This window comes from Bacillus sp. FSL R5-0286, from assembly GCF_038593245.1.
GTDB lineage: Bacteria > Bacillota > Bacilli > Bacillales > Bacillaceae > Bacillus > Bacillus altitudinis.
The window spans coordinates 1,787,743-1,806,067 of the sequence record NZ_CP151977.1 but is presented as its reverse complement, the minus strand read 5'-3'; the positions used below and the strand labels follow the sequence as shown (position 1 = coordinate 1,806,067).

General features: G+C 39.4%; 28 protein-coding genes. 9 read left to right on the top strand and 19 right to left on the bottom strand.

The annotated features are described in order from the left end of the window. Nucleotides 1-163: 163 nt before the first annotated feature. Nucleotides 164-577, bottom strand: coding sequence for a CoA-binding protein (locus tag NST24_RS09160; RefSeq protein WP_007499324.1), 414 nt, complete (start codon nt 575-577; stop codon nt 164-166). A gap of 154 nt (nt 578-731) precedes the next feature. Between NST24_RS09160 and plsY the strand changes: the two genes are divergently transcribed. Further along, nucleotides 732-1,313, top strand: coding sequence for a glycerol-3-phosphate 1-O-acyltransferase PlsY (plsY, locus tag NST24_RS09155; RefSeq protein WP_008343794.1), 582 nt, complete (start codon nt 732-734; stop codon nt 1,311-1,313). A 96-nt stretch (nt 1,314-1,409) separates the two neighbouring features. Next, entirely contained in the window at nt 1,410-1,697 is a 288-nt protein-coding gene (locus NST24_RS09150; RefSeq protein ID WP_008343795.1) for a HesB/YadR/YfhF family protein, read from the top strand. Between the two features lie 41 nt (nt 1,698-1,738). On the opposite strand, the gene NST24_RS09145 is transcribed toward NST24_RS09150, so the two are convergent. From NST24_RS09145 to acnA, 7 genes are all read right to left on the bottom strand, one after another. Then, nucleotides 1,739-2,047 carry a hypothetical protein gene (locus NST24_RS09145; RefSeq protein WP_024719080.1) on the bottom strand — a complete coding sequence of 103 codons (309 nt, stop codon included), beginning with the start codon at nt 2,045-2,047 and terminating at the stop codon, nt 1,739-1,741. A 3-nt stretch (nt 2,048-2,050) separates the two neighbouring features. Beyond that, nucleotides 2,051-2,473 (bottom strand): thioesterase family protein, encoded by a 423-nt coding sequence (locus NST24_RS09140; protein ID WP_008343800.1) that lies wholly within the window; start codon nt 2,471-2,473, stop codon nt 2,051-2,053. Nucleotides 2,474-2,576: 103 nt separating this feature from the next. Further along, nucleotides 2,577-2,819: a small acid-soluble spore protein Tlp gene (tlp, locus tag NST24_RS09135; RefSeq protein ID WP_017359579.1), complete on the bottom strand. Its 243-nt coding sequence runs from the start codon at nt 2,817-2,819 to the stop codon at nt 2,577-2,579. 15 nt (nt 2,820-2,834) lie between these two features. Beyond that, a complete protein-coding gene (locus NST24_RS09130) occupies nt 2,835-2,978 on the bottom strand; it encodes an acid-soluble spore protein N (protein ID WP_008357830.1) in 144 nt (47 codons plus the stop codon). A 51-nt stretch (nt 2,979-3,029) separates the two neighbouring features. Continuing rightward, nucleotides 3,030-3,155 carry an FbpB family small basic protein gene (locus NST24_RS09125; protein WP_003211002.1) on the bottom strand — a complete coding sequence of 42 codons (126 nt, stop codon included), beginning with the start codon at nt 3,153-3,155 and terminating at the stop codon, nt 3,030-3,032. A gap of 76 nt (nt 3,156-3,231) precedes the next feature. Next, nucleotides 3,232-3,735, bottom strand: a complete 504-nt coding sequence (locus tag NST24_RS09120) for a TlpA disulfide reductase family protein (RefSeq protein ID WP_008343807.1) — start codon at nt 3,733-3,735, stop codon at nt 3,232-3,234. 66 nt (nt 3,736-3,801) lie between these two features. Continuing rightward, nucleotides 3,802-6,531 carry an aconitate hydratase AcnA gene (gene acnA, locus NST24_RS09115; RefSeq protein WP_008343808.1) on the bottom strand — a complete coding sequence of 910 codons (2,730 nt, stop codon included), beginning with the start codon at nt 6,529-6,531 and terminating at the stop codon, nt 3,802-3,804. Between the two features lie 220 nt (nt 6,532-6,751). Here acnA and sspO point away from each other — a divergent pair, with 220 nt between their 5' ends. From sspO to NST24_RS09095, 4 genes are all read left to right on the top strand, one after another. Next, complete coding sequence (gene sspO / locus NST24_RS09110) at nt 6,752-6,898, top strand: small acid-soluble spore protein O (RefSeq protein WP_017359581.1); 147 nt, start codon at nt 6,752-6,754, stop codon at nt 6,896-6,898. A 17-nt stretch (nt 6,899-6,915) separates the two neighbouring features. Continuing rightward, nucleotides 6,916-7,062 (top strand): small acid-soluble spore protein P, encoded by a 147-nt coding sequence (locus NST24_RS09105; RefSeq protein WP_003211331.1) that lies wholly within the window; start codon nt 6,916-6,918, stop codon nt 7,060-7,062. A 102-nt stretch (nt 7,063-7,164) separates the two neighbouring features. After that, nucleotides 7,165-7,554: an Hsp20/alpha crystallin family protein gene (locus NST24_RS09100; RefSeq protein WP_342462579.1), complete on the top strand. Its 390-nt coding sequence runs from the start codon at nt 7,165-7,167 to the stop codon at nt 7,552-7,554. A gap of 257 nt (nt 7,555-7,811) precedes the next feature. Further along, nucleotides 7,812-8,240, top strand: a complete 429-nt coding sequence (locus tag NST24_RS09095; RefSeq protein ID WP_007499335.1) for a DUF2621 domain-containing protein — start codon at nt 7,812-7,814, stop codon at nt 8,238-8,240. A gap of 21 nt (nt 8,241-8,261) precedes the next feature. Here the strand turns inward: NST24_RS09095 and NST24_RS09090 are convergent, their stop codons facing one another. Together NST24_RS09090 and NST24_RS09085 are read right to left on the bottom strand one after the other, a co-directional pair. After that, entirely contained in the window at nt 8,262-8,744 is a 483-nt protein-coding gene (locus NST24_RS09090) for a cytochrome c biogenesis protein CcdC (RefSeq protein ID WP_041507215.1), read from the bottom strand. A gap of 94 nt (nt 8,745-8,838) precedes the next feature. Further along, complete coding sequence (locus NST24_RS09085; RefSeq protein ID WP_342462578.1) at nt 8,839-9,546, bottom strand: cytochrome c biogenesis protein CcdA; 708 nt, start codon at nt 9,544-9,546, stop codon at nt 8,839-8,841. Between the two features lie 214 nt (nt 9,547-9,760). Here NST24_RS09085 and NST24_RS09080 point away from each other — a divergent pair, with 214 nt between their 5' ends. Next, nucleotides 9,761-9,928, top strand: coding sequence for an aspartyl-phosphate phosphatase Spo0E family protein (locus NST24_RS09080; protein WP_008343814.1), 168 nt, complete (start codon nt 9,761-9,763; stop codon nt 9,926-9,928). Between the two features lie 268 nt (nt 9,929-10,196). On the opposite strand, the gene NST24_RS09075 is transcribed toward NST24_RS09080, so the two are convergent. From NST24_RS09075 to yneA, 6 genes are all read right to left on the bottom strand, one after another. Then, a complete protein-coding gene (locus tag NST24_RS09075; protein WP_003212379.1) occupies nt 10,197-10,415 on the bottom strand; it encodes a YneF family protein in 219 nt (72 codons plus the stop codon). Between the two features lie 84 nt (nt 10,416-10,499). Beyond that, nucleotides 10,500-10,946 carry a sporulation inhibitor of replication protein SirA gene (gene sirA, locus NST24_RS09070; protein ID WP_041507216.1) on the bottom strand — a complete coding sequence of 149 codons (447 nt, stop codon included), beginning with the start codon at nt 10,944-10,946 and terminating at the stop codon, nt 10,500-10,502. Between the two features lie 198 nt (nt 10,947-11,144). Beyond that, nucleotides 11,145-13,148, bottom strand: a complete 2,004-nt coding sequence (gene tkt, locus NST24_RS09065) for a transketolase (RefSeq protein WP_041507217.1) — start codon at nt 13,146-13,148, stop codon at nt 11,145-11,147. Nucleotides 13,149-13,336: 188 nt separating this feature from the next. Beyond that, complete coding sequence (locus NST24_RS09060) at nt 13,337-13,567, bottom strand: DUF896 domain-containing protein (protein ID WP_039167715.1); 231 nt, start codon at nt 13,565-13,567, stop codon at nt 13,337-13,339. Between the two features lie 69 nt (nt 13,568-13,636). Further along, a complete protein-coding gene (locus NST24_RS09055; protein ID WP_017359583.1) occupies nt 13,637-14,284 on the bottom strand; it encodes a recombinase family protein in 648 nt (215 codons plus the stop codon). Nucleotides 14,285-14,301: 17 nt separating this feature from the next. Next, complete coding sequence (gene yneA, locus NST24_RS09050) at nt 14,302-14,613, bottom strand: cell division suppressor protein YneA (RefSeq protein WP_007499348.1); 312 nt, start codon at nt 14,611-14,613, stop codon at nt 14,302-14,304. 159 nt (nt 14,614-14,772) lie between these two features. Between yneA and lexA the strand changes: the two genes are divergently transcribed. Then, nucleotides 14,773-15,393, top strand: a complete 621-nt coding sequence (gene lexA, locus NST24_RS09045) for a transcriptional repressor LexA (RefSeq protein ID WP_007499350.1) — start codon at nt 14,773-14,775, stop codon at nt 15,391-15,393. 47 nt (nt 15,394-15,440) lie between these two features. On the opposite strand, the gene NST24_RS09040 is transcribed toward lexA, so the two are convergent. Then, nucleotides 15,441-15,884, bottom strand: a complete 444-nt coding sequence (locus tag NST24_RS09040; protein WP_008343821.1) for a hypothetical protein — start codon at nt 15,882-15,884, stop codon at nt 15,441-15,443. A 296-nt stretch (nt 15,885-16,180) separates the two neighbouring features. On the opposite strand from NST24_RS09040, the gene NST24_RS09035 reads away from it, so the two are divergent. Next, entirely contained in the window at nt 16,181-16,723 is a 543-nt protein-coding gene (locus tag NST24_RS09035; protein WP_024719089.1) for an IseA DL-endopeptidase inhibitor family protein, read from the top strand. Nucleotides 16,724-16,756: 33 nt separating this feature from the next. On the opposite strand, the gene NST24_RS09030 is transcribed toward NST24_RS09035, so the two are convergent. Both NST24_RS09030 and NST24_RS09025 read right to left on the bottom strand, forming a co-directional pair. Continuing rightward, nucleotides 16,757-17,605 (bottom strand): STAS domain-containing protein, encoded by an 849-nt coding sequence (locus NST24_RS09030; protein WP_017359585.1) that lies wholly within the window; start codon nt 17,603-17,605, stop codon nt 16,757-16,759. A 143-nt stretch (nt 17,606-17,748) separates the two neighbouring features. Further along, complete coding sequence (locus NST24_RS09025) at nt 17,749-18,129, bottom strand: NucA/NucB deoxyribonuclease domain-containing protein (RefSeq protein WP_224559893.1); 381 nt, start codon at nt 18,127-18,129, stop codon at nt 17,749-17,751. Between the last annotated feature and the right edge of the window lie 196 nt (nt 18,130-18,325).

The following is an 18,325-nucleotide window of genomic DNA, read 5'->3' as shown; positions in this document are numbered from 1 at the left end:
AACAGAACAAATGTTCTATATTTATCTTATCGCTCTTTTTCTCGATATGCAAGGTCACCGATAGGTCCCTGTCGCCTTATTTTATCGCTTTCTTCTAGAATCGCAAATATATTTCTGCAACAAAAAAGCAAAAATCCTTGAAAAACCAAGGATTTTTGACGATTTAATGAGTTTTTGTCATCGCATGAGCCACTTTGATACATAAGTCCATGATGGCGACCTTGCCATTTTCCTCAATCAGCCTTTTTGCCTCTTCATGATATACGCCTTGCTGCGCCCAAAAAACAGGTGCGTCTATTTCAAGAAATTCTTTCGCCACCTCAGGCAAAAACTCAGAACGTCTAAAGACATTGACGATATCAACAGGCTCTTTTATGTCTTTTAAAGAGGCGACCGCTTTTACCCCAAGTGCTTCATCAATCGTTGGATTGACAGGAATGATGTCATAACCGGCATCTTGCATGGCTTTTGAAACCATATAGGACGTTCGGTGCGGCTGATCTGACAAACCTACAACTGCAATTCGCTTACTGCTTTTTAATATACGCCCAATTTCTTGTTTTGAAGGATGATTCATCCAGACACTCCTTTTCTTCTATTTTAGCGAATTTCTTGTTAAAAACAAAGCTGAATTCATCGGCCATCGTTTTTTTCAAAAAAAGATCGCCATGTTTTTCATAAGATCATGTTAAAATGTAAGACAAGAGGGAGAATATAAAGGAGTTATGCAGATGTTAATTGCTTTGATGTTTATTTTGGCTTATCTTCTCGGCAGTATTCCATCAGGTCTCATTGTCGGGAAAGCTGCAAAGGGAATCGATATCCGTGAACATGGCAGCGGGAATCTAGGTGCGACGAATGCATTCCGTACACTAGGTGTGAAAGCAGGGTCCATCGTTATCACAGCTGATATTTTAAAGGGGACTCTTGCTTCGGCTTTACCGTTTTTCATGCAACTGGACATTCATCCCTTATTAGCAGGAGTTGCTGCTGTTATCGGTCACAGCTTTCCTGTCTTTGCAAAATTTAAAGGGGGAAAAGCGGTCGCTACATCAGGCGGCGTGCTGTTATTTTATGCCCCGTTCTTATTTATCACGATGATCGCTGCTTTTTTCTTATTTTTATACATTAGTAAATATGTTTCATTATCATCTATGCTGACTGGGATCTACACATTCATTTACAGCATATTCACCCAAGATCTATTTTTAATTATTGTTGTTGCTGTTCTTGCTGGCTTTGTGATCTTCAGACACATCGCCAACCTCAAACGAATTCTCAACAAAACTGAACCGAAAATCAAATGGCTTTAGCCGTTTCATCAATTTAAATATGTGGTAAAAGTAAAGAAAAGCTGTTTTTGCATCCTGCATTTAAAAACAGCATGACTTCAAAAAGGGGCGATCACATTGAAATTAACGATAAAAGATGATGCACTCAATTGGTACAAGAATGAACTGGATTTAGAAAAAGGTGATCATGTTCGCTTTTTTGTCAGATATGGCGGGTGCAGTAATGTACAAAAAGGCTTTTCTCTCGGCGTCGCAAAAGATGAACCTCAAAATGCAGGCGCAACCGCTGAAGTAGAAGGCATTACTTTCTTTGTGGAAGAAAGTGATATTTGGTATTTTGACAACCATGATCTGCATATTGATTATAACGAGTCCGTGAAAGAACCAGAATTTCATTATGAATAAACAAAAAAGATACCTCATCCCTCGGGTATCTTTTTTGTTTATCACTCAATATAAAGTCCATACTCCTGAATGTTTCCTAACGACCGCTCTTTTTGCAAAATCCGTTTTTGCGAATCACCGATGAGATCAAAATGAGGAAAACCTTCGCGAACATGGATCCATTCTTTCTTTAATCCATGCTTTTGTCCCCAAGCGATTAATTGCTCCATATCCTGACAGGCTGCCTTTGTAACAGTATTCGCATGCGGAAAACGGTCATCAAGCCAATAGTGTGTCAAAAAGGCCACATTCCCTTGCCGAACAGCTGATTTCCAAGCATTTAGATCCTTTCTTTTAATACCAAATGCCATGAATCAAACCTGCTTCTTGGACTGTTCGTATACGCTGTGCCATGCAGGGAAAGCTTTTCTAAATTGAATCGGTCTAAAGGTTTCTTTGTCCACACAAATATGTGAGGTGGTCCCTGTAATAGCCGTTTGTCCATCAGGTTTTTGTATTTCATAGCCATACACTGTTTTCACGCCGTTATATTCTTCTATCCATGTGTGAACTGTAGCCGTTTCACCGTACAGTAGTGGTTTCTTATATTGAACCTGAAGATCGACAACAGGTGCAAGGACACCGTCTGCCTCTAACTGGGCATAGGAAAAGCCTAATTCTTTAATTAACGCTGTTCTGCCGACTTCCATCCAAATTAAATAGTTGGCATGATACACAATGCCCATTTGATCTGTTTCTGCATAACGGACTTCTATTTCTTTTTTAGATACATACACGTTTTCATCGCTCTCCTATCAAAACCTAACGTCTCTGACATTTTACCACATTCCAAATGGTTCTTCTAAAAAGAGGCAATAAAATAAACCAGGAATCCCTGGTTTATTCAGTGTAACCGCTCTTTCTTGCTGCTTCCTCGTCCTTTATTTCAGAACGCATTGCGTCAATACTTGTTCTACGGTTTTCATTTTTTTGCTTGATCATCTGCTTTTCTTCCTCTGTTGAAAGACCCATAGCTGCTTCAGATTCATCAATATTTTCAAGTGTGTTTTCGATCATATCCTGCAGCTTCTCAACATTGTCAGAACGATCATCTGGATTGGATTGATATGACTTGTCATTCATCATGCTTCCCTCCTATTATTCGCCCTTCGTCTGTATCACATCAGGCTGTTCATTGGATTTATTATGCATCTTTTTGCCTTTATTTCGTTTGTATGCTACAGGTTTTGTCCCTAAATGGTCTGGTGTAAACTGCGCTTGTTTATCATGCTCTCTACCCATCATTCATCCCTCCCTCTTCTTTAGGATGAACGAAAAAGGATAAATCATAACTTATTTCTGTCTAAATCGCTCTTCCAACTTTTCTTCAAGCTGGTTTAAAAATTCCTCATTGCTTAATAATTCTTTTTTATTTTCAAGCACAAGTTCTTCAAATGTACGGCGCTTTCTTCTTCTCATGTCTATCACCACCTCCACTCTGTTCATACCATTTTCGCCAAAACATTTAGAAAATAAGCAAAAAAGAGCTGAATCATTATAGATCCAGCTCTTTTTCAATTTCTTTTTTTGTGAGCATTTGATGCTTTACAGACAGGATACGCCCTTTTTCATCTAGTATGTATGTCGTCGGATAGGAAAGTACCTGATATCTCGCTTGAATACCTTTTTGATCTAATAAAACAGGAAAACTGACCTTAAGTTCATCAATAAATGAGGCGACGTGATCCACACTCTTTTCAGTGTTCGTCAAATTCACCGCTAGTACCTCAACTTGGTCATTTTCACTTCTAATTGCGTCTAGATCTGGCATTTCTGTTCGGCAAGGCTTACACCATGTCGCCCAAAAATTGAGGAGTACTTTTTTCCCTCGATAATCAGATAACGATGCCGTTTTGCCATCAAGGGTTTTGAGCTCAAAATCAGGGGCTTTGTCCCCTGTTTCAAGACCGATGGCAGGTTCTTTTGGTCCGAATACATTCCATGCAAGTAAACCAATCAACACAAGTAAAACAGCGCTTGCCATTCCTTTTTTCCACATGATTGATCCTCCACTATGTTAAAAAAGAAGAGAAAGCTGTCTAATCGCCTTCTCTTCTTTGCTTTATTAGTTGCTTGCCAATTTTTCACGCAATACCATTTGAAGGATACCACCATGACGGTAGTAGTCAATTTCGACTTCACTGTCAAAGCGAACAATTACTTCAAATGTTTTCTCGTTGCCATCTGTATCAATTGCTTTTACAGTGACAAGATCACGCGGACGAACTGTTTCATCAACATCTACTTCGAATGTTTCTGTTCCTGTTAGTCCATAAGTTTCTGCACTTTCTCCGTCTTTAAACTGTAAAGGAAGTACGCCCATGAAGACAAGGTTACTTCTGTGGATACGCTCAAAGCTTTCCGCTAGAACGAATTTAATTCCAAGAAGATTTGTTCCTTTTGCAGCCCAGTCACGTGAAGAACCCATTCCGTAATCTTTACCTGCTAAGATCGCAAGACCAGTTCCATCTTCTTTATAACGCATGCATGCATCATAAATCGATGTCACTTCACCAGTTGGCCAGTACGTTGTATACCCGCCTTCTGTTCCTGGTGCGATTTGGTTCTTAATACGGATGTTTGCAAAAGTACCTCTCATCATAACATGGTGGTTACCACGGCGAGATCCGTATGAGTTAAAGTCTCTAGGCGATACGCCTCTTTCTTGCAAGTATTTACCTGCAGGTGTGTCTTTACCAATCGCTCCAGCAGGAGAAATATGGTCTGTTGTGACAGAATCACCGAACTTCGCCACTACGCGCAATCCTTTAAGTGGTTCAACTTTACCAGGTTCAACTGATAAGTTTTCGAAGAATGGCGGGTTATCAATGTATGTGGAATTTTCATCCCATTTATACAATGCATCGTCTGTCGTTTTAATTTCATTCCAGCGGTCATTGTTGTCAAAAACAGTTTCATACTCTGAACGGAATAGCTCAGGTGTGACAGTGCTTTTCACGACGCTGTTGATTTCATCCATTGATGGCCAAATGTCATTGAAATAAACGTTCTCACCATTTTTATCGACACCGATCGGATCTTTTGTTAAATCAATATTCACCGTACCAGCAAGTGCATAAGCCACAACTAATGGTGGAGATGCAAGGTAGTTTCCTTTTACAAGCGGGTGGATACGACCTTCGAAGTTACGGTTACCTGATAAAACAGAAGTGATCAGCAAATCATTTTCAGAGACAGCATCTTCAATTTCTTTTTCAAGCGGTCCGGAGTTTCCGATACATGTTGTACAGCCATACCCAACGATGTTAAATCCGAGGTCTCTTAAGTATGGAAGAAGTCCTGAGTTCACGAGGTATCCTGTTACAACCTTAGAACCTGGCGCTAGTGACGTTTTCACGTAGTTTGGCACCTTCATGCCAAGCTCACTTGCTTTCTTCGCAACAAGACCTGCTCCGATTAAGACGTATGGGTTCGATGTATTCGTACAGCTCGTAATCGCTGCAATGGCAATCGCACCTGTCTTCATCACAGCTTTTTCACCATTTGCTAGATCAAATTCGATTTGTTTGTCTAGCTCTGATTTTTCTAAGCCAAACCCTTGGTTACCAGCTGGGCTTTCGATGTGTTTATGGAACGTCTCTTTCATTTGAGAAAGTGGAATCAAATCTTGTGGACGCTTTGGACCAGATAAGTTTGACTCAATTTGAGAAAGATCAATTTCCACAACATCAGTAAAGATTGGCTCTTCTGCATCTGGCGTATAGAATAAGCCATTTGCGCGAGAATATTCTTCAACGATATTAATTTGCTCTTCATCACGTCCAGTAAGGCGAAGGTAAGCAAGAGCTTCCTCATCTACTGGGAAGAATCCGCAAGTAGCACCGTATTCAGGCGCCATGTTTGCAATTGTTGCACGATCTGCTAACGGCAATTGTGCAACACCAGGTCCGAAGAACTCGACGAACTTGTTAACTACGCCTTTTTCACGAAGAACTTGTGTCACTTTTAAGGCAAGGTCAGTTGCAGTTGTTCCGTTTGGAAGCTCTCCAACTAATTTAGCACCAATAACTTCTGGTACTGGGAAGTATGAAGGCTGACCAAGCATACCAGCTTCTGCTTCGATACCGCCAACGCCCCATCCAAGTACACCGATACCGTTAATCATTGTTGTATGTGAGTCAGTACCAACTAATGTATCTGGGTAAGTGATGATCTCGCCATCTTCTTCGATTGCATGAACAACACTTGCAAGATACTCTAAGTTCACTTGGTGAACGATCCCTGTTGCAGGCGGAACAGCTTGATAATTGTTAAACGCTTTCTTTGCCCAGCTAAGGAAGTTATAACGCTCTGCGTTACGTTCGAATTCTAAATCCATGTTAATGTTTAATGCATCTTCAGTTCCAGCTTTATCGACTTGTACAGAGTGGTCAATGACCAGGTCAACTGGAATTTCAGGGTTGATTTTATCTGGGTCTCCGCCCACATCTGCCATTGCTTTTCTTAAAGAAGCAAGGTCAACGACAGCTGGCACACCCGTGAAGTCTTGTAAAATAACACGAGAAGGTTTAAATGGAACATCAATTTCTTTTACCTCGGCAGTTCCCCATTTTGCCAAGTTCTCAACGTGTTCCTTTTTGATCACTCTACCGTCTACTTGGCGAAGCACTGATTCTAAAAGTACCTTAATGGAATAAGGCAGCTTAGAAACATTTCCGATTCCTTGTTTCTCTAGTGCTTCTAACGAATAATAGTGATACGTTTTCCCATTTGTCGAAAACGTTTTTCTAGATTGAAAAGCGTCTTGTTTAGCGACTTGCTGCTGTTTCGACATGTCCAAAATCCCCCTTTTGATGATCAAGATCAATTTCAATTCTCAGAAAAATCGTCGTATTTCACCACAATTTTCTCACAATTTCATCTTAAAACAAATTCATACATAAGTAAATAACAATGCTTTTATTAAATTCAATAAGTTTAGCTTATCATGAGGAAATGATTACTCTTCATAAACTGAGCAGCACGGGTTCATACTAATGCTGAGGTGATAGAACATGACAAAAAGAAAAGCAAATCATGTCATTGACGGCATGAACGCAGCCAAAAGTCAAGGAAATGGTGCAGGTTATATAGAAAATGATCAGCTCGTTTTAACAGAAGAACAAAAGCAAAACAATAAAAAGCGTAAAAAAAACCAATAAGAAAGGAGCAAGAAATGATGACGAACAAAAACACAGGGAAAGACATACGTCAAAACTCTCCTAAAGAACATCAAGGCGGGCAGCCTGAGCCACTATCAGGCAGTAAAAAAGTGAAAAACCGCAATCATACAAGACAAAAGCACAATTCACATCATGATATGTAAACATTTTCTCTAAAGCCCGTGACCAAACGGGATGTTTTAGGTCTTTCACACATTTCAGCTTTCATCATATGATTTATTATGAGATGTGATGGAGGAGTGTTTATGGAGAATGAAAAGCAAGTGAATTCCTCTGATTTTCTTGAAATAGATGATTGGCTGAGTGTATTAATGGACGATCCTTTTGCATGGTATGACGAACAGCTCGCAATCGATCTTTATGAAACGAGCCGTGATTATATTATTGAGATCGACCTCTCCGCCCTATCGATCACTGATTTAAAACTGACCTTTTCCGGATGTGAGCTCATCCTCGCTTATTTGATTGATGAAAGAGAACAGCCGATTGAAAAAAGTGTCATGCTCCCTTTTTATTTGAATGACAAAGACATTGATACAGATTACGAAAACCGAATCATATCAATCAAAATCAAAAAGGATGCCCATCGTCAAGACGGAGCATTTTCCTTTCAAATGCCACACTTCAAACATTAAGAGCCCGCCTGTATACAGGCGGGCTCTCTTCCGTTCGTTTCAAGTCAATACCTTGTGCGAACCACCATGGCCAAATAGTAGAGTCGCTATACAATAATGTATTCCTTTTCTACTAAATGGTTTGGGTCATTCTAGTAAATGGGCGCCTCTTAATCAAAAAAGGCGTTAATAAAAAAAACACATACATTTTTGTTATTTTCTTCTACCTTCCCTTCGTGTAAAATAGAATAGAGAGAAGGGATATAGGGAGTGAGAACATGTTAAGCGGCTGGTTTTTGTGGTTCATTTTATTTTGGGGTACAGTGATGATTGGATTACTAGCAATCGGTGGCTTTTTTATGTTTCGCAAGTTTTTAAAACGATTGCCGAAAGAAGACGGGAAATCAGAGCTTGATTGGCAGGATGAATATATTCAAAAGAGCCTGCACCTATGGCGCGATGAAGACAAACAGCTATTAAATGAGCTAGTATTACCGGTTCCAGAGCTGTTTAGAGATGTCGCCAAAGAAAAAATCGCCGGTAAAATTGGCGAGCTGGCACTTAAAGAACAAGCGGCCAGCATTAATTTAGACTTAATCATTCGCGGCTATATTATCGCTACACCGAAGCGGGATCATAAATTTCTACTAAAGCGCCTTCAAGAAAAAAAGATCGACCATTCACCATATGAATCTTTATTAAAATAACCTCCTTTTTAAAAAGGAGGTTTAATTTATTTGGGCCTGCTGCACATCTAATTGTTTAGATATCTTTCTAAACGACAAATACATCGCAATCCGCCAAGGGACAATCATGCCAAAGGCTAGAATCCAAAACATCCCGCTGAGCGCACCATAATCAATGGAAGAGCTTAAAATCGTCTTCATTCCGATACGAAGGACAAGAAGCCCAATAAGAATAAACACAAATGCTTTTGAACGCTTCAAATAGATTTCATTGCCTCTAATTTCAAATTTCGATGTTTTAATTAAAAAGATAGAGAAAAACATCCCTACAGTAATCGCCTCTAAAAATTCAGCTCCAGTTACTTGAAACATTGGCACAAAAAACATCAGTGCACCAGTGCTCATAAAGATAGGAGGTAAAATAATTTTTTTCGCGGTTGCAGGTTTTGCAGATGATTTAATGCGAATAAACATGACGGCTACCGCCATACATACCGCCACTATAGAAGAAATTATGATCATCATATCAAATCATTCCTTTATTCTTTAAGGTCAGCCTATGTATAATATACTCCAATTGACGAAAAAAAACCATTCGCCGCGACTGTAGAAAACGATTTCAAAAACCAGTAAATCCTCCAAATAATGATGAGAACATAATAATGATCCACGTCAGAAGATCAAAGAACAGCAAGATTCCTACCACGATCATAATAATCCCGCCAGTTTTCATAATGAGCTGCTGACGCTTTCTGATCCAAGCCATTTTTGTGATGAAAAAGGAAAGAACAAAAAATGGGATAGCAAAACCTAATACATACGCAATCATGTAGGTCACAGCGGACTCTGGCTTGTTGCTGGCAAGTGTGATGACAGCTGATAAAATCGGGCCGGTACATGGTGTCCAACCAGCAGCAAAACCCATTCCGATGAGAATCGATCCAAAAAAACCGGCTGGACGATTTTTAAACTGCAACCTCTTTTCTCCCATTAAAAAAGAAGGCTGAAATACACCAAGAATCATAAAGCCAAAGAAAATAATGAGAATGGCACCAATTTGACGAATCACATCTTGATATTCAATGAAAAACTTCCCAACAAACGATGTCCCAAATCCAATGGCAATAAAAATGAGAGAGAATCCAATTAAAAAGAATAATGTATGAAGAAGACTTCTCCTTCTCAGCATCACCTTCTCAGATTTCACTTCATCTATACTAACGCCCGTAATATAGGATAAAAAGGCTGGATAAAGTGGCAGACAGCACGGTGAGATAAAAGAAAGAAACCCTGCTCCAAACGCTAAAAAGTAATTCAAATCTGACAAAAGAACACCCCCTTCTTACAATATACAATAAGAGATGACAAATTCATTTCATTTTTTTTACATCATCTCAATAAAGATGGTCTAATCTCTTAAAACCTTATATAATTTAATTTGACATCAAGATACCAAACCCTTTAAATTTGAAAATAAACCTTAAAATGGATATAATAGAACCGATTCTTTTTATCAAGATTTGCATGAAAGGAACATGACTTTGGTAAAAACATCATTATTAACTCAAATTGAAGAAAAAAGAGAAGAGTTGATGAAAGTTGTCTTGCATAATGGGATGACGTCAACAGTGACCATCGAACATAGCCAGCAGCTAGATCATCTCCTCTTACAATATCAACGACACTTACACTCAAACTCAGCCAACTAATGATATCTCAAGATAGAAACAAATGCCGCACGATTTTAGAAAAGTTGATATGTGTGACAATAAAAGAAACGAAAACCTCTGCTCACAGGGGTTTTTTGTTTTGTCTTTAACGAACAGTTCACGACAAAATAAAAACCACTTTCCCTGCTTTATTCATGCAAGTACAGTGGTTTTATGCGTCTGATGAAGGTGACTTCAATAAAGAAAGGACATCGCTTGTCCAATCTTTAGGGACCATGTTCCATCTATGATCATAATAACGTACGTATTATTTCGCTTGGTTGTTCATGGCTTTCATCATTTGATTGATTTTCTTTTGGGACGGTTTCATGCCCATTTGCATCATCATCATTCGAAGCATTTGTTCATTAATTGGTGGATTCTTTTTCAAGTAGCTCATCATATACTTACGAGCAATAAAGAATCCGAGTGCAACTCCTGCAAGCAGTGCAACAACGCCTACAAGGATGACAACCCATAAATCCATAATTCTTCCTCCTTCATGTTGTCTCGTATAAAGTGTACTAAACAAAAGGCTATTATACAACATCTCACGTTCAATTTTATTTTTTTAAACAAAATTCATCACTTTTACCGGATTGAGCCACCCATGCTTCTTTGATCCAAAGTCCATAGCCAGGAAACAAGGACTAATTTTTCTGAGTACTTCAAAAAACACCGCTTCTGCCTCATAACTGCCTGTGGCAGACATTTGAATGTAACGGTCTTTTATAATGAATGCGGCTGTGCCTTTTCCATCTGGCAGCGATGCACTGTATATTGAGCCTATTTGTGTATAGTGAATGTTGGTTAAATTGTTCATTAAACGCTGGTGCATATGAAAAGCAGGGATTCGTTTCGTTACATAATCCACTTGCTTAACAAGCATGACTAATTCATCATCACTGCGGTTCGTCCAGTGTAACGATTCAAACAAATGAAACAAAATAGATTCTCTACCAAAATAATGATGAGCAAACTCATCCTCAATCCAATAAATATAATAATGGCGTTCCATGTCTATCCCTTCCTTTCACATTTCGTCAATCTCGCTTATTGCTTGTATTATACAAAAATGTGAAAGAAAGAATTGTCTATATATGAAGCAAGAAGAAACTAGTTTTGTCAAAAAAACAAGAAAAAAGAAAAAAGTTTGCAGAGCATAGTGAAAAGCTCTGCAAACCGACTGCAAAAAAGCATGATGCTTGGAGACTGATTATTTATTCAGCTTTGCTTTTACGCGGCTCACCACGTTGCTGACAGTGAAACCGTATTTTTCAATAATGGTTTCGCCTGGTGCAGAAGCGCCAAATTTATCAATCGCAATCACATCGCCATCAAGGCCAGTGTAACGTTCCCAGCCAAGTGAAGCACCCATTTCGATTGCAACACGTGCTCTCACTGCTTTAGGAAGGACGGACTCTTTGTATTCGTCTGACTGCTCATCAAAGCGATCCCATGCAGGTAAGCTCACGACAGAAACGCGAATGCCTTCTTTTTCAAGTGCTTTTTGCGCTTCAATGGCTAAACCTACTTCAGATCCTGAAGCAAGTAGAAGAGCTTCTGGCTGTGCATCAGCTGCTTCAACGACGACATATCCACCTTTTTCTACGCCTTCATACGCCTTCTCTGGTGCTTGATCAATCGTTGGAAGGTTTTGACGAGTAAGAACAAGCGCTGTCGGTTTATTCGTTGAAGATACAGCAATTTTCCATGCTGCAGCTGTTTCGTTTCCATCAGCTGGACGAATCACAGAAAGGTTAGGCATCGCACGTAATGAAGCGAGCTGTTCAACTGGCTCATGCGTTGGTCCATCTTCCCCAACCGCAATGCTGTCATGCGTAAATACATAAGTGACAGGAAGTCCCATTAATGCAGCAAGACGGATGGCAGGTCTTAAGTAGTCAGAGAAAACAAAGAATGTTCCGCCGAATACTCGAAGTCCGCCGTGAAGTGCCATACCGTTTAATGCTGCACCCATTGCGAATTCTCTCACACCAAACCAAATGTTTCTGCCAGCGTAATTCTCTCTGCCAAAGTCAGTTGTATCTTTGATTGTTGTTTTATTTGATCCAGCAAGGTCAGCAGACCCGCCAATAAAGAATGGTACTTGTTTTGCAATGCCATTTAATACTTCTCCCGAAGAGGCACGAGAGGCAAGGCTTGAACCTGCTTCATAAACAGGAACCTCTTGATCCCAATTCTCAGGAAGTTTTCCTTCAATCGCAAGCTTCAGCTGAGCTGCTAGTTCTGGATATTCTTTTTCATATTGCTCAAACAGTTCATTCCACGCTGCTTCTTTTTTCTGTCCAGCGTCTTTAACAGCTGTTTTGAAATGATCGTACACTTCAGAAGGTACATGGAAATCTTCTTCAAACGTCCAAGAATAAGCTTCCTTCGTTAGCTTCGCTTCCTCACTGCCAAGCGGTGCACCGTGCACCCCAGACGTTCCCGCACGGTTTGGAGATCCGAAACCGATCGTCGTCTTCACTTCAATAAGTGTAGGTTTGTCTGTACTTTGTTTGGCTTTTTCAATGGCAGCCGTCACTTCTTCAATGTTATTGCCGTCTTTTACATAAAGAACTTCCCAATTCATCGCTTCAAAACGATTCTTCACATTTTCAGAGAAAGAACGATCGAGGTCGCCATCTAAAGAAATGTCATTTGAATCATAAAGAACAATTAAACGGCCTAAGCCTAAATGACCAGCAAGTGAAGCAGCTTCAGAGGAAATGCCCTCCATTAAGTCTCCATCTCCGCAAATGCTGTATGTATAGTGATCCACAACATTAAAGTTATCTTTGTTATACGTTTCTGCAAGATGTCTTTCTGCAAGTGCCATTCCAACAGCCATCGCAATCCCTTGTCCTAAAGGACCTGTTGTCGCATCTACGCCTTCTGTATGTCCAAACTCAGGATGTCCAGGTGTTTTGCTTCCCCATTGGCGGAATTGTTTTAAATCTTCGATGCTCAGATTGTATCCGCTTAAATGAAGCATGCTATATAAAAGCATAGAGCCATGTCCCGCAGATAACACAAAACGGTCTCTGTTAAACCAATTTGGATTTTGCGGACTTACGTTTAAGTGATTCGTCCATAAAGCGTATGCCATTGGTGCAGCGCCCATCGGCATTCCAGGGTGACCGGAATTCGCTTTTTCAATTGCGTCTATGGAGAGAGTACGTATTGTTGCAATAGATTTCAATTCAATCGTTTCCATATAAATCCCCTTCCGTATCTTGTGTACACCATTATCATAAATCTACTGTCCTTTTTTCACAACTATTTCACGCCGAAAAAGAAGGATTTTGTCACATTTAGTTTATCGATCACCTAAAAACTTATGCAAATATGAAAAAAGATGAGAATATTTCTCCCATCTTTTCAAAAATAAAGAAATGATGACCTTTAATGAAGATTCTGGTCTCTTTCTCTTTTTAATTTTTCTGGTGTGACATCGTTTCCTTCTGGATCGACGATTTTCACGGTTTTGAGTGTATTTTTCATAGAAGAACGAAAAGCCTTTAAATATTCCTCTCTTAATTGCTTCTGTTCTGTTTTCTCAGCGTCCGACAAACCGGTCTCTTTCGACTTTTTTGAAAGCTCATTGATTCTTGCAAGCTGTTCTTTAGAAATCATGACAAACTCCTTTAAAACATTTTCTCTACATACTACTAAATATCAGTCATTTTTACAACAAATCACGCTTTAAGTCGCAAGCCCTTTTTCATATTCTTGGTACCTTCTATGGACGGTTGCTTTTGAAATGTCAAAACCAAGTGCCTGCAATGTCACTGCAATTTCAGCGAATGTCATGTTGTTTTTTCTTAATCGAACAATTTCAGAAATCGGTACTTCAATACGTTCGCGGCCAGGCGCCTGTTCTTGGTGTTTTAAATTTAGTTCGGGTTGATACCCTCGCTCAACAGCTTTTTTCATCCCACGCTTAATTTTCAAATTATGAATTTTACGCTGATACTCTTCTACAACGCCTACAATTTCAATGACCATTTCGTCTGCTTCTGAAAGCTCAAGCTCTCCTCTATGAAATACGCTGTACACCTTGACTTTTTCTTTAAACAGACAATGAAGAAGAGCGATTTTCGCCTGCCCTCTTCCAAGGCGTGTCTCATCTTGAATGAGAACAGCATCGATTTCTTCCTCTTTCAGCGCAGCTAGCATGTCAAAAACACCGTCACGATCAAGATCGTATCCACTCGCTTTTTCTTTAATCACTTTGACTACATTCATCTTGTGCGCTGCAGCTAAAGCAAGCAGTTCTTCTTCTTGTCTTTTAAGCGAGGTTTCTTGCTCTTCTTTGGCAGTACTTACTCTCGCATAAATGATTGCATTCATGTCTTCAATCGACCTTTCTACTGTACTGTTGCAAGTTGATATACGACTGGATGCTCTTTTTTAACTGGAATCACAAGGATATCTCCCGGCTGGATGTCAGTTGAAGCGAGATCATTGTGTTCAGTTACCCAGTCAATAAAAGCATTTTTATCGATTGATTTACTGTCGTTTACTTGATCAGCTAATCCCCAAAGAGTATCACCTGATTGAACCTCTATTTTAACATATTGATTTGGATCATTATGGCTAGTGACTGCAATAAGTGAGAGAAATATGCCAACGATGAATGAGAATAGCCCAATAAAAATAATAGATTCCTTTAACCTCATAATGTCATCTCTCCTAATAGAATGTGTGTTCGTTCTTTCTGACACTCATTATAAATACGAACAAACGTTTCTGTCAAACGTTTTTTTCGAACCTATGTTTGTACTGTTAGGAAAAACATGCTATAATTTCTTTAAAATTGACGTTTTGAGGTGCAAAAGATGACGAAGCTATCAAAAAGACAACTCGATATCCTGAAATTCATAAAAGAAGAAGTAAAAAGCAAGGGTTATCCCCCATCCGTTCGTGAAATTGGCGAAGCTGTCGGTCTAGCATCAAGTTCAACTGTCCATGGACATTTAGCTAGACTAGAAACGAAAGGTTTAATTAGAAGAGACCCAACGAAACCTAGAGCGATCGAAGTACTAGATGAAGAGGAAATGAATATTCCAAAAAGCGCTGTAATGAATGTTCCAGTCATCGGAAAAGTCACAGCAGGCTTGCCTATCACGGCTGTTGAGAATGTAGAAGAATATTTCCCACTTCCAGAAACTTTTGCAGCGCCAGATGAACAAGTATTTATGCTTGAAATTATGGGAGAAAGTATGATTGATGCAGGTATTTTGGACAAAGACTACGTCATTGTGCGTCAGCAAAGCACTGCCAACAATGGAGATATTGTGGTGGCTATGACAGAAGAAGATGAAGCAACAGTGAAACGTTTTTATAAGGAAGATACACACTTTAGATTACAGCCCGAGAATCCATCAATGGAACCGATTATTTTACAGAATGTGAGTATACTAGGTAAAGTGATTGGCGTATTTAGAAATATTCATTAAAAAAAGCCGGTATTTCATCAATTGCTGATGAGAGCCGGCTTTTTCTTTTATGAACAAGAATATGCAAGAATACTAGAGCTTGGGAACGAGCCAAATGTAAAGTTCGGCCATATGAAACCCGTTGTACGGCCAAAAGGCTGCGAGGAAAGAACATACATGAGAAATACTTGACCGTTTCTAAGGAACACAATGGTCCACCTTCTATTACATCCAGCTGCAAATTGAACCGTTTGCTGGCTTCCGCCTACACTCTGCCCTGCAATGAGCGGCTGCATACTTTGAGGCTGAGAAACTGCTTGTTGATATTGCGAGATGATATGCTGCGGCGGGGCTGGCGGGACCGACTGTCCTCCTGCACCTTGCCCTTGCCCAGTCCCTCCGAATGGCAATCCGGGAAATCCTCCAACTTGAGAAATAGGAAACGCCGGCATGCTTTGTACCTGCCGATCGTACAAGTACCCATTCCACGTACCTTCATATGGATTATACATACTAAACACCACTTTCTTAGACATTCATCACGACAGTATATGTCATACATAAAAAAAGAGTGTTGAGGAGACAAATAGAAATCTTTCCAAAAGACGTTTTATTCTTCTTTAGAACGGTTAAATACTAATGAGGAAGAAAAAAATAAAAAAATGAAAACTTTTTGTCTCCCTCAAACGTTATATATGTAGAAAGAAAAGAAATAAAAAACATTTAGATTTAATACTTGTAATATCTCTGTAACTATTGTAACATTTGTAACATAAGAAGTTTTCATTGAGAAAAGGAGGCAATCGCCTTGAAAAAATTATTTGTTTTATTAACCGCTATTATGCTTATGATCTCATTACAAACAACAACACTGGCCGCTTCCAAAAAATCAGCCGCTTTGACAAATAAAGAAGCGTTACATATTGCCCTTGATGCAAGAGAACACTTTTGGAGTGCGATGTCAGGCTACAACATTAAAGAGCATTCAGATTACAAATTAAAATCATTTACTTATAAAGATATGACTTACAACTACCTGTCTAAAACATTTGACACAAAGAAAAAACTAAACAGCTATCTATCTCAAGTTTTCACAAAAGATGCCATTACTCACGGTTTAAAAGACTATCAGTTCATCGTTCATAAAGGAAAAATGGCTGTGCCAGTTGGTGATGGAGACAATATGCTTAATTGGGATAAGGCAACACCTAAACTCGTCTCTAAGAAAAGTACAATCCGCACATACGAATTCACAGTTCCAACACTTGATGGACGCAAAGTAAAACGTACTGTCACTTTCGAGAAAGTACAAAAAGAGTGGAAAGTAACAAAAATTGACGCTGTGATCTAAATAAAAAACCAGGCCGTTCACTAGGCCTGGTTTTTATATGGATGAAAATTCAGTCATACGATCTAAAGCGTGAGCAAGTGATGAAGCCGTTTGAAATTCATTAAAAGGAAGTCCAAGCTGTACAGCCGTTTGAGCAATTTCTGGTCTAATGCCTGAAATGGTCGTATCAACCCCAATTAACCGAAGTGACGTGACAAGATCAAAGATTTGATGTGCTACCATCGTATCAATGATGACGACACCTGATAAATCAATACATAAATGTTGAACACCTTTTTGCGAACACTGTTTTAATGTATTTTCTAAGATAATCTTTGCTCGCGCAGTGTCAATATCTCCAACTAAAGGCAATAAGGCAACATGACTTTTTAACACAATGACTGGGGAACTCAGCTCATAAATCATGTCTCTTTGTGCAACGAGTTTTTTGGTGGTATTTTTCACATATTGCTGAATAAAGACATGAATTGAAATGTTAAATGCCTCAGATATCAAATCATACCAATAAAATATTCGGTCAATGTCAATATCACCTTGATGCTGTTTTATAAACTCTTTTAAGTAATGAAGAACCACCCTTTGATTGGACATATATTCTCTCACGACGTAATCTAATGGCGTGTTCAAGTGCTTCGGATCACTTGCTAAGTCTTCAGACCATTTTTTAAATTTCGTATGTAAATACGTCTTGTCTTCAATAAGTGCGCGGATAAAATGCTGATAATAATCTTGATTTTGCCGTTTTAGCTCTGCTATGATGCTGGAATCTGTTGAACGATAAATGGATTCTGGATCATCATCCTCAATTGATTCATACCATGTTTCAGTCAGTTTCTCTGCATGTTGCATGAAAAAATCGTATAATGCACGGTTCTTTTCCATAAGCATATGTCCCTTCACATTTTCTACTTGTCAGTCTTTGTACCTGATGGATTGATTGTACCACTGAATCTTTTGTACCTGCTAGCTCGAATACGCTCCTGTTGAACAAAAAGAGCCCCTCTCAAGGAGCCTCTTGTCTATGTTTATTTAACAATAAATAAAATTCGTTTCCCGTCAGGATACCCGCTGATTTGATGCCCGACCCATGAACCAGCGCCTCTATTATCTGATGGACTGACATATTGAACGCTCGCCCCCTTTCCTCCTTCAAGACACACCGCCATCGGCCATTCATCCCGGTCAAAACCAGGTTTTGTGGGAATTCCTTTTAATGATTCTTGCCTGCGGGCATCTGCCCCATTTCGGTCAATGGTACACACGTCTGAGTGCCCTTTTCGAATAGCTTCTTGAATATGACTGCCTGTTTCAGGATACCGTTCCTTAGGAAATTGAATCACATGATCATAACGATCTGCTCCTTTTGCGGAACGATCCTCTCCAAAACCACCTAATAACGCACCCATCCAAATGACAAAACAAAGAACGACAGCAGCGATCCAGCCTTTTCTCATCTTCAAAAGCTCGTGACCTCCTCATACTTTTGATGAAATGATGTTGACTTGAAGGGAATGAGTCATTTTTAATGTATGAGTGGCTGAGTGATGACATGTGAAAAACATGAGCTGAATCTTCCTGGATACTGATCCATAAGAAAAAACG

What these genes read in the sequence shown, in the direction of transcription:
- NST24_RS09100 (WP_342462579.1), top strand. Translation starts at nt 7,165, where the DNA reads ATGGAGAATGAAAAGCAAGTGAATTCCTCTGATTTTCTTGAAATAGAT.
- sirA (WP_041507216.1), bottom strand. Translation starts at nt 10,946, where the DNA reads ATGGAACGCCATTATTATATTTATTGGATTGAGGATGAGTTTGCTCAT.
- acnA (WP_008343808.1), bottom strand. Translation starts at nt 6,531, where the DNA reads ATGTCGAAACAGCAGCAAGTCGCTAAACAAGACGCTTTTCAATCTAGA.
- sspO (WP_017359581.1), top strand. Translation starts at nt 6,752, where the DNA reads ATGACAAAAAGAAAAGCAAATCATGTCATTGACGGCATGAACGCAGCC.
- yneA (WP_007499348.1), bottom strand. Translation starts at nt 14,613, where the DNA reads ATGAGGTTAAAGGAATCTATTATTTTTATTGGGCTATTCTCATTCATC.
- tlp (WP_017359579.1), bottom strand. Translation starts at nt 2,819, where the DNA reads ATGAATGACAAGTCATATCAATCCAATCCAGATGATCGTTCTGACAAT.
- NST24_RS09095 (WP_007499335.1), top strand. Translation starts at nt 7,812, where the DNA reads ATGTTAAGCGGCTGGTTTTTGTGGTTCATTTTATTTTGGGGTACAGTG.
- NST24_RS09090 (WP_041507215.1), bottom strand. Translation starts at nt 8,744, where the DNA reads ATGATGATCATAATTTCTTCTATAGTGGCGGTATGTATGGCGGTAGCC.
- NST24_RS09075 (WP_003212379.1), bottom strand. Translation starts at nt 10,415, where the DNA reads ATGGATTTATGGGTTGTCATCCTTGTAGGCGTTGTTGCACTGCTTGCA.
- NST24_RS09060 (WP_039167715.1), bottom strand. Translation starts at nt 13,567, where the DNA reads ATGATTTCTAAAGAACAGCTTGCAAGAATCAATGAGCTTTCAAAAAAG.
- plsY (WP_008343794.1), top strand. Translation starts at nt 732, where the DNA reads ATGTTAATTGCTTTGATGTTTATTTTGGCTTATCTTCTCGGCAGTATT.
- NST24_RS09055 (WP_017359583.1), bottom strand. Translation starts at nt 14,284, where the DNA reads ATGAATGCAATCATTTATGCGAGAGTAAGTACTGCCAAAGAAGAGCAA.
- NST24_RS09160 (WP_007499324.1), bottom strand. Translation starts at nt 577, where the DNA reads ATGAATCATCCTTCAAAACAAGAAATTGGGCGTATATTAAAAAGCAGT.
- NST24_RS09125 (WP_003211002.1), bottom strand. Translation starts at nt 3,155, where the DNA reads ATGAGAAGAAGAAAGCGCCGTACATTTGAAGAACTTGTGCTTGAAAAT.
- NST24_RS09030 (WP_017359585.1), bottom strand. Translation starts at nt 17,605, where the DNA reads ATGGAAAAGAACCGTGCATTATACGATTTTTTCATGCAACATGCAGAG.
- NST24_RS09040 (WP_008343821.1), bottom strand. Translation starts at nt 15,884, where the DNA reads ATGTATAATCCATATGAAGGTACGTGGAATGGGTACTTGTACGATCGG.
- NST24_RS09025 (WP_224559893.1), bottom strand. Translation starts at nt 18,129, where the DNA reads ATGGGTGCGTTATTAGGTGGTTTTGGAGAGGATCGTTCCGCAAAAGGA.
- tkt (WP_041507217.1), bottom strand. Translation starts at nt 13,148, where the DNA reads ATGGAAACGATTGAATTGAAATCTATTGCAACAATACGTACTCTCTCC.
- lexA (WP_007499350.1), top strand. Translation starts at nt 14,773, where the DNA reads ATGACGAAGCTATCAAAAAGACAACTCGATATCCTGAAATTCATAAAA.
- NST24_RS09120 (WP_008343807.1), bottom strand. Translation starts at nt 3,735, where the DNA reads ATGTGGAAAAAAGGAATGGCAAGCGCTGTTTTACTTGTGTTGATTGGT.
- NST24_RS09130 (WP_008357830.1), bottom strand. Translation starts at nt 2,978, where the DNA reads ATGGGTAGAGAGCATGATAAACAAGCGCAGTTTACACCAGACCATTTA.
- NST24_RS09105 (WP_003211331.1), top strand. Translation starts at nt 6,916, where the DNA reads ATGACGAACAAAAACACAGGGAAAGACATACGTCAAAACTCTCCTAAA.
- NST24_RS09145 (WP_024719080.1), bottom strand. Translation starts at nt 2,047, where the DNA reads ATGGCATTTGGTATTAAAAGAAAGGATCTAAATGCTTGGAAATCAGCT.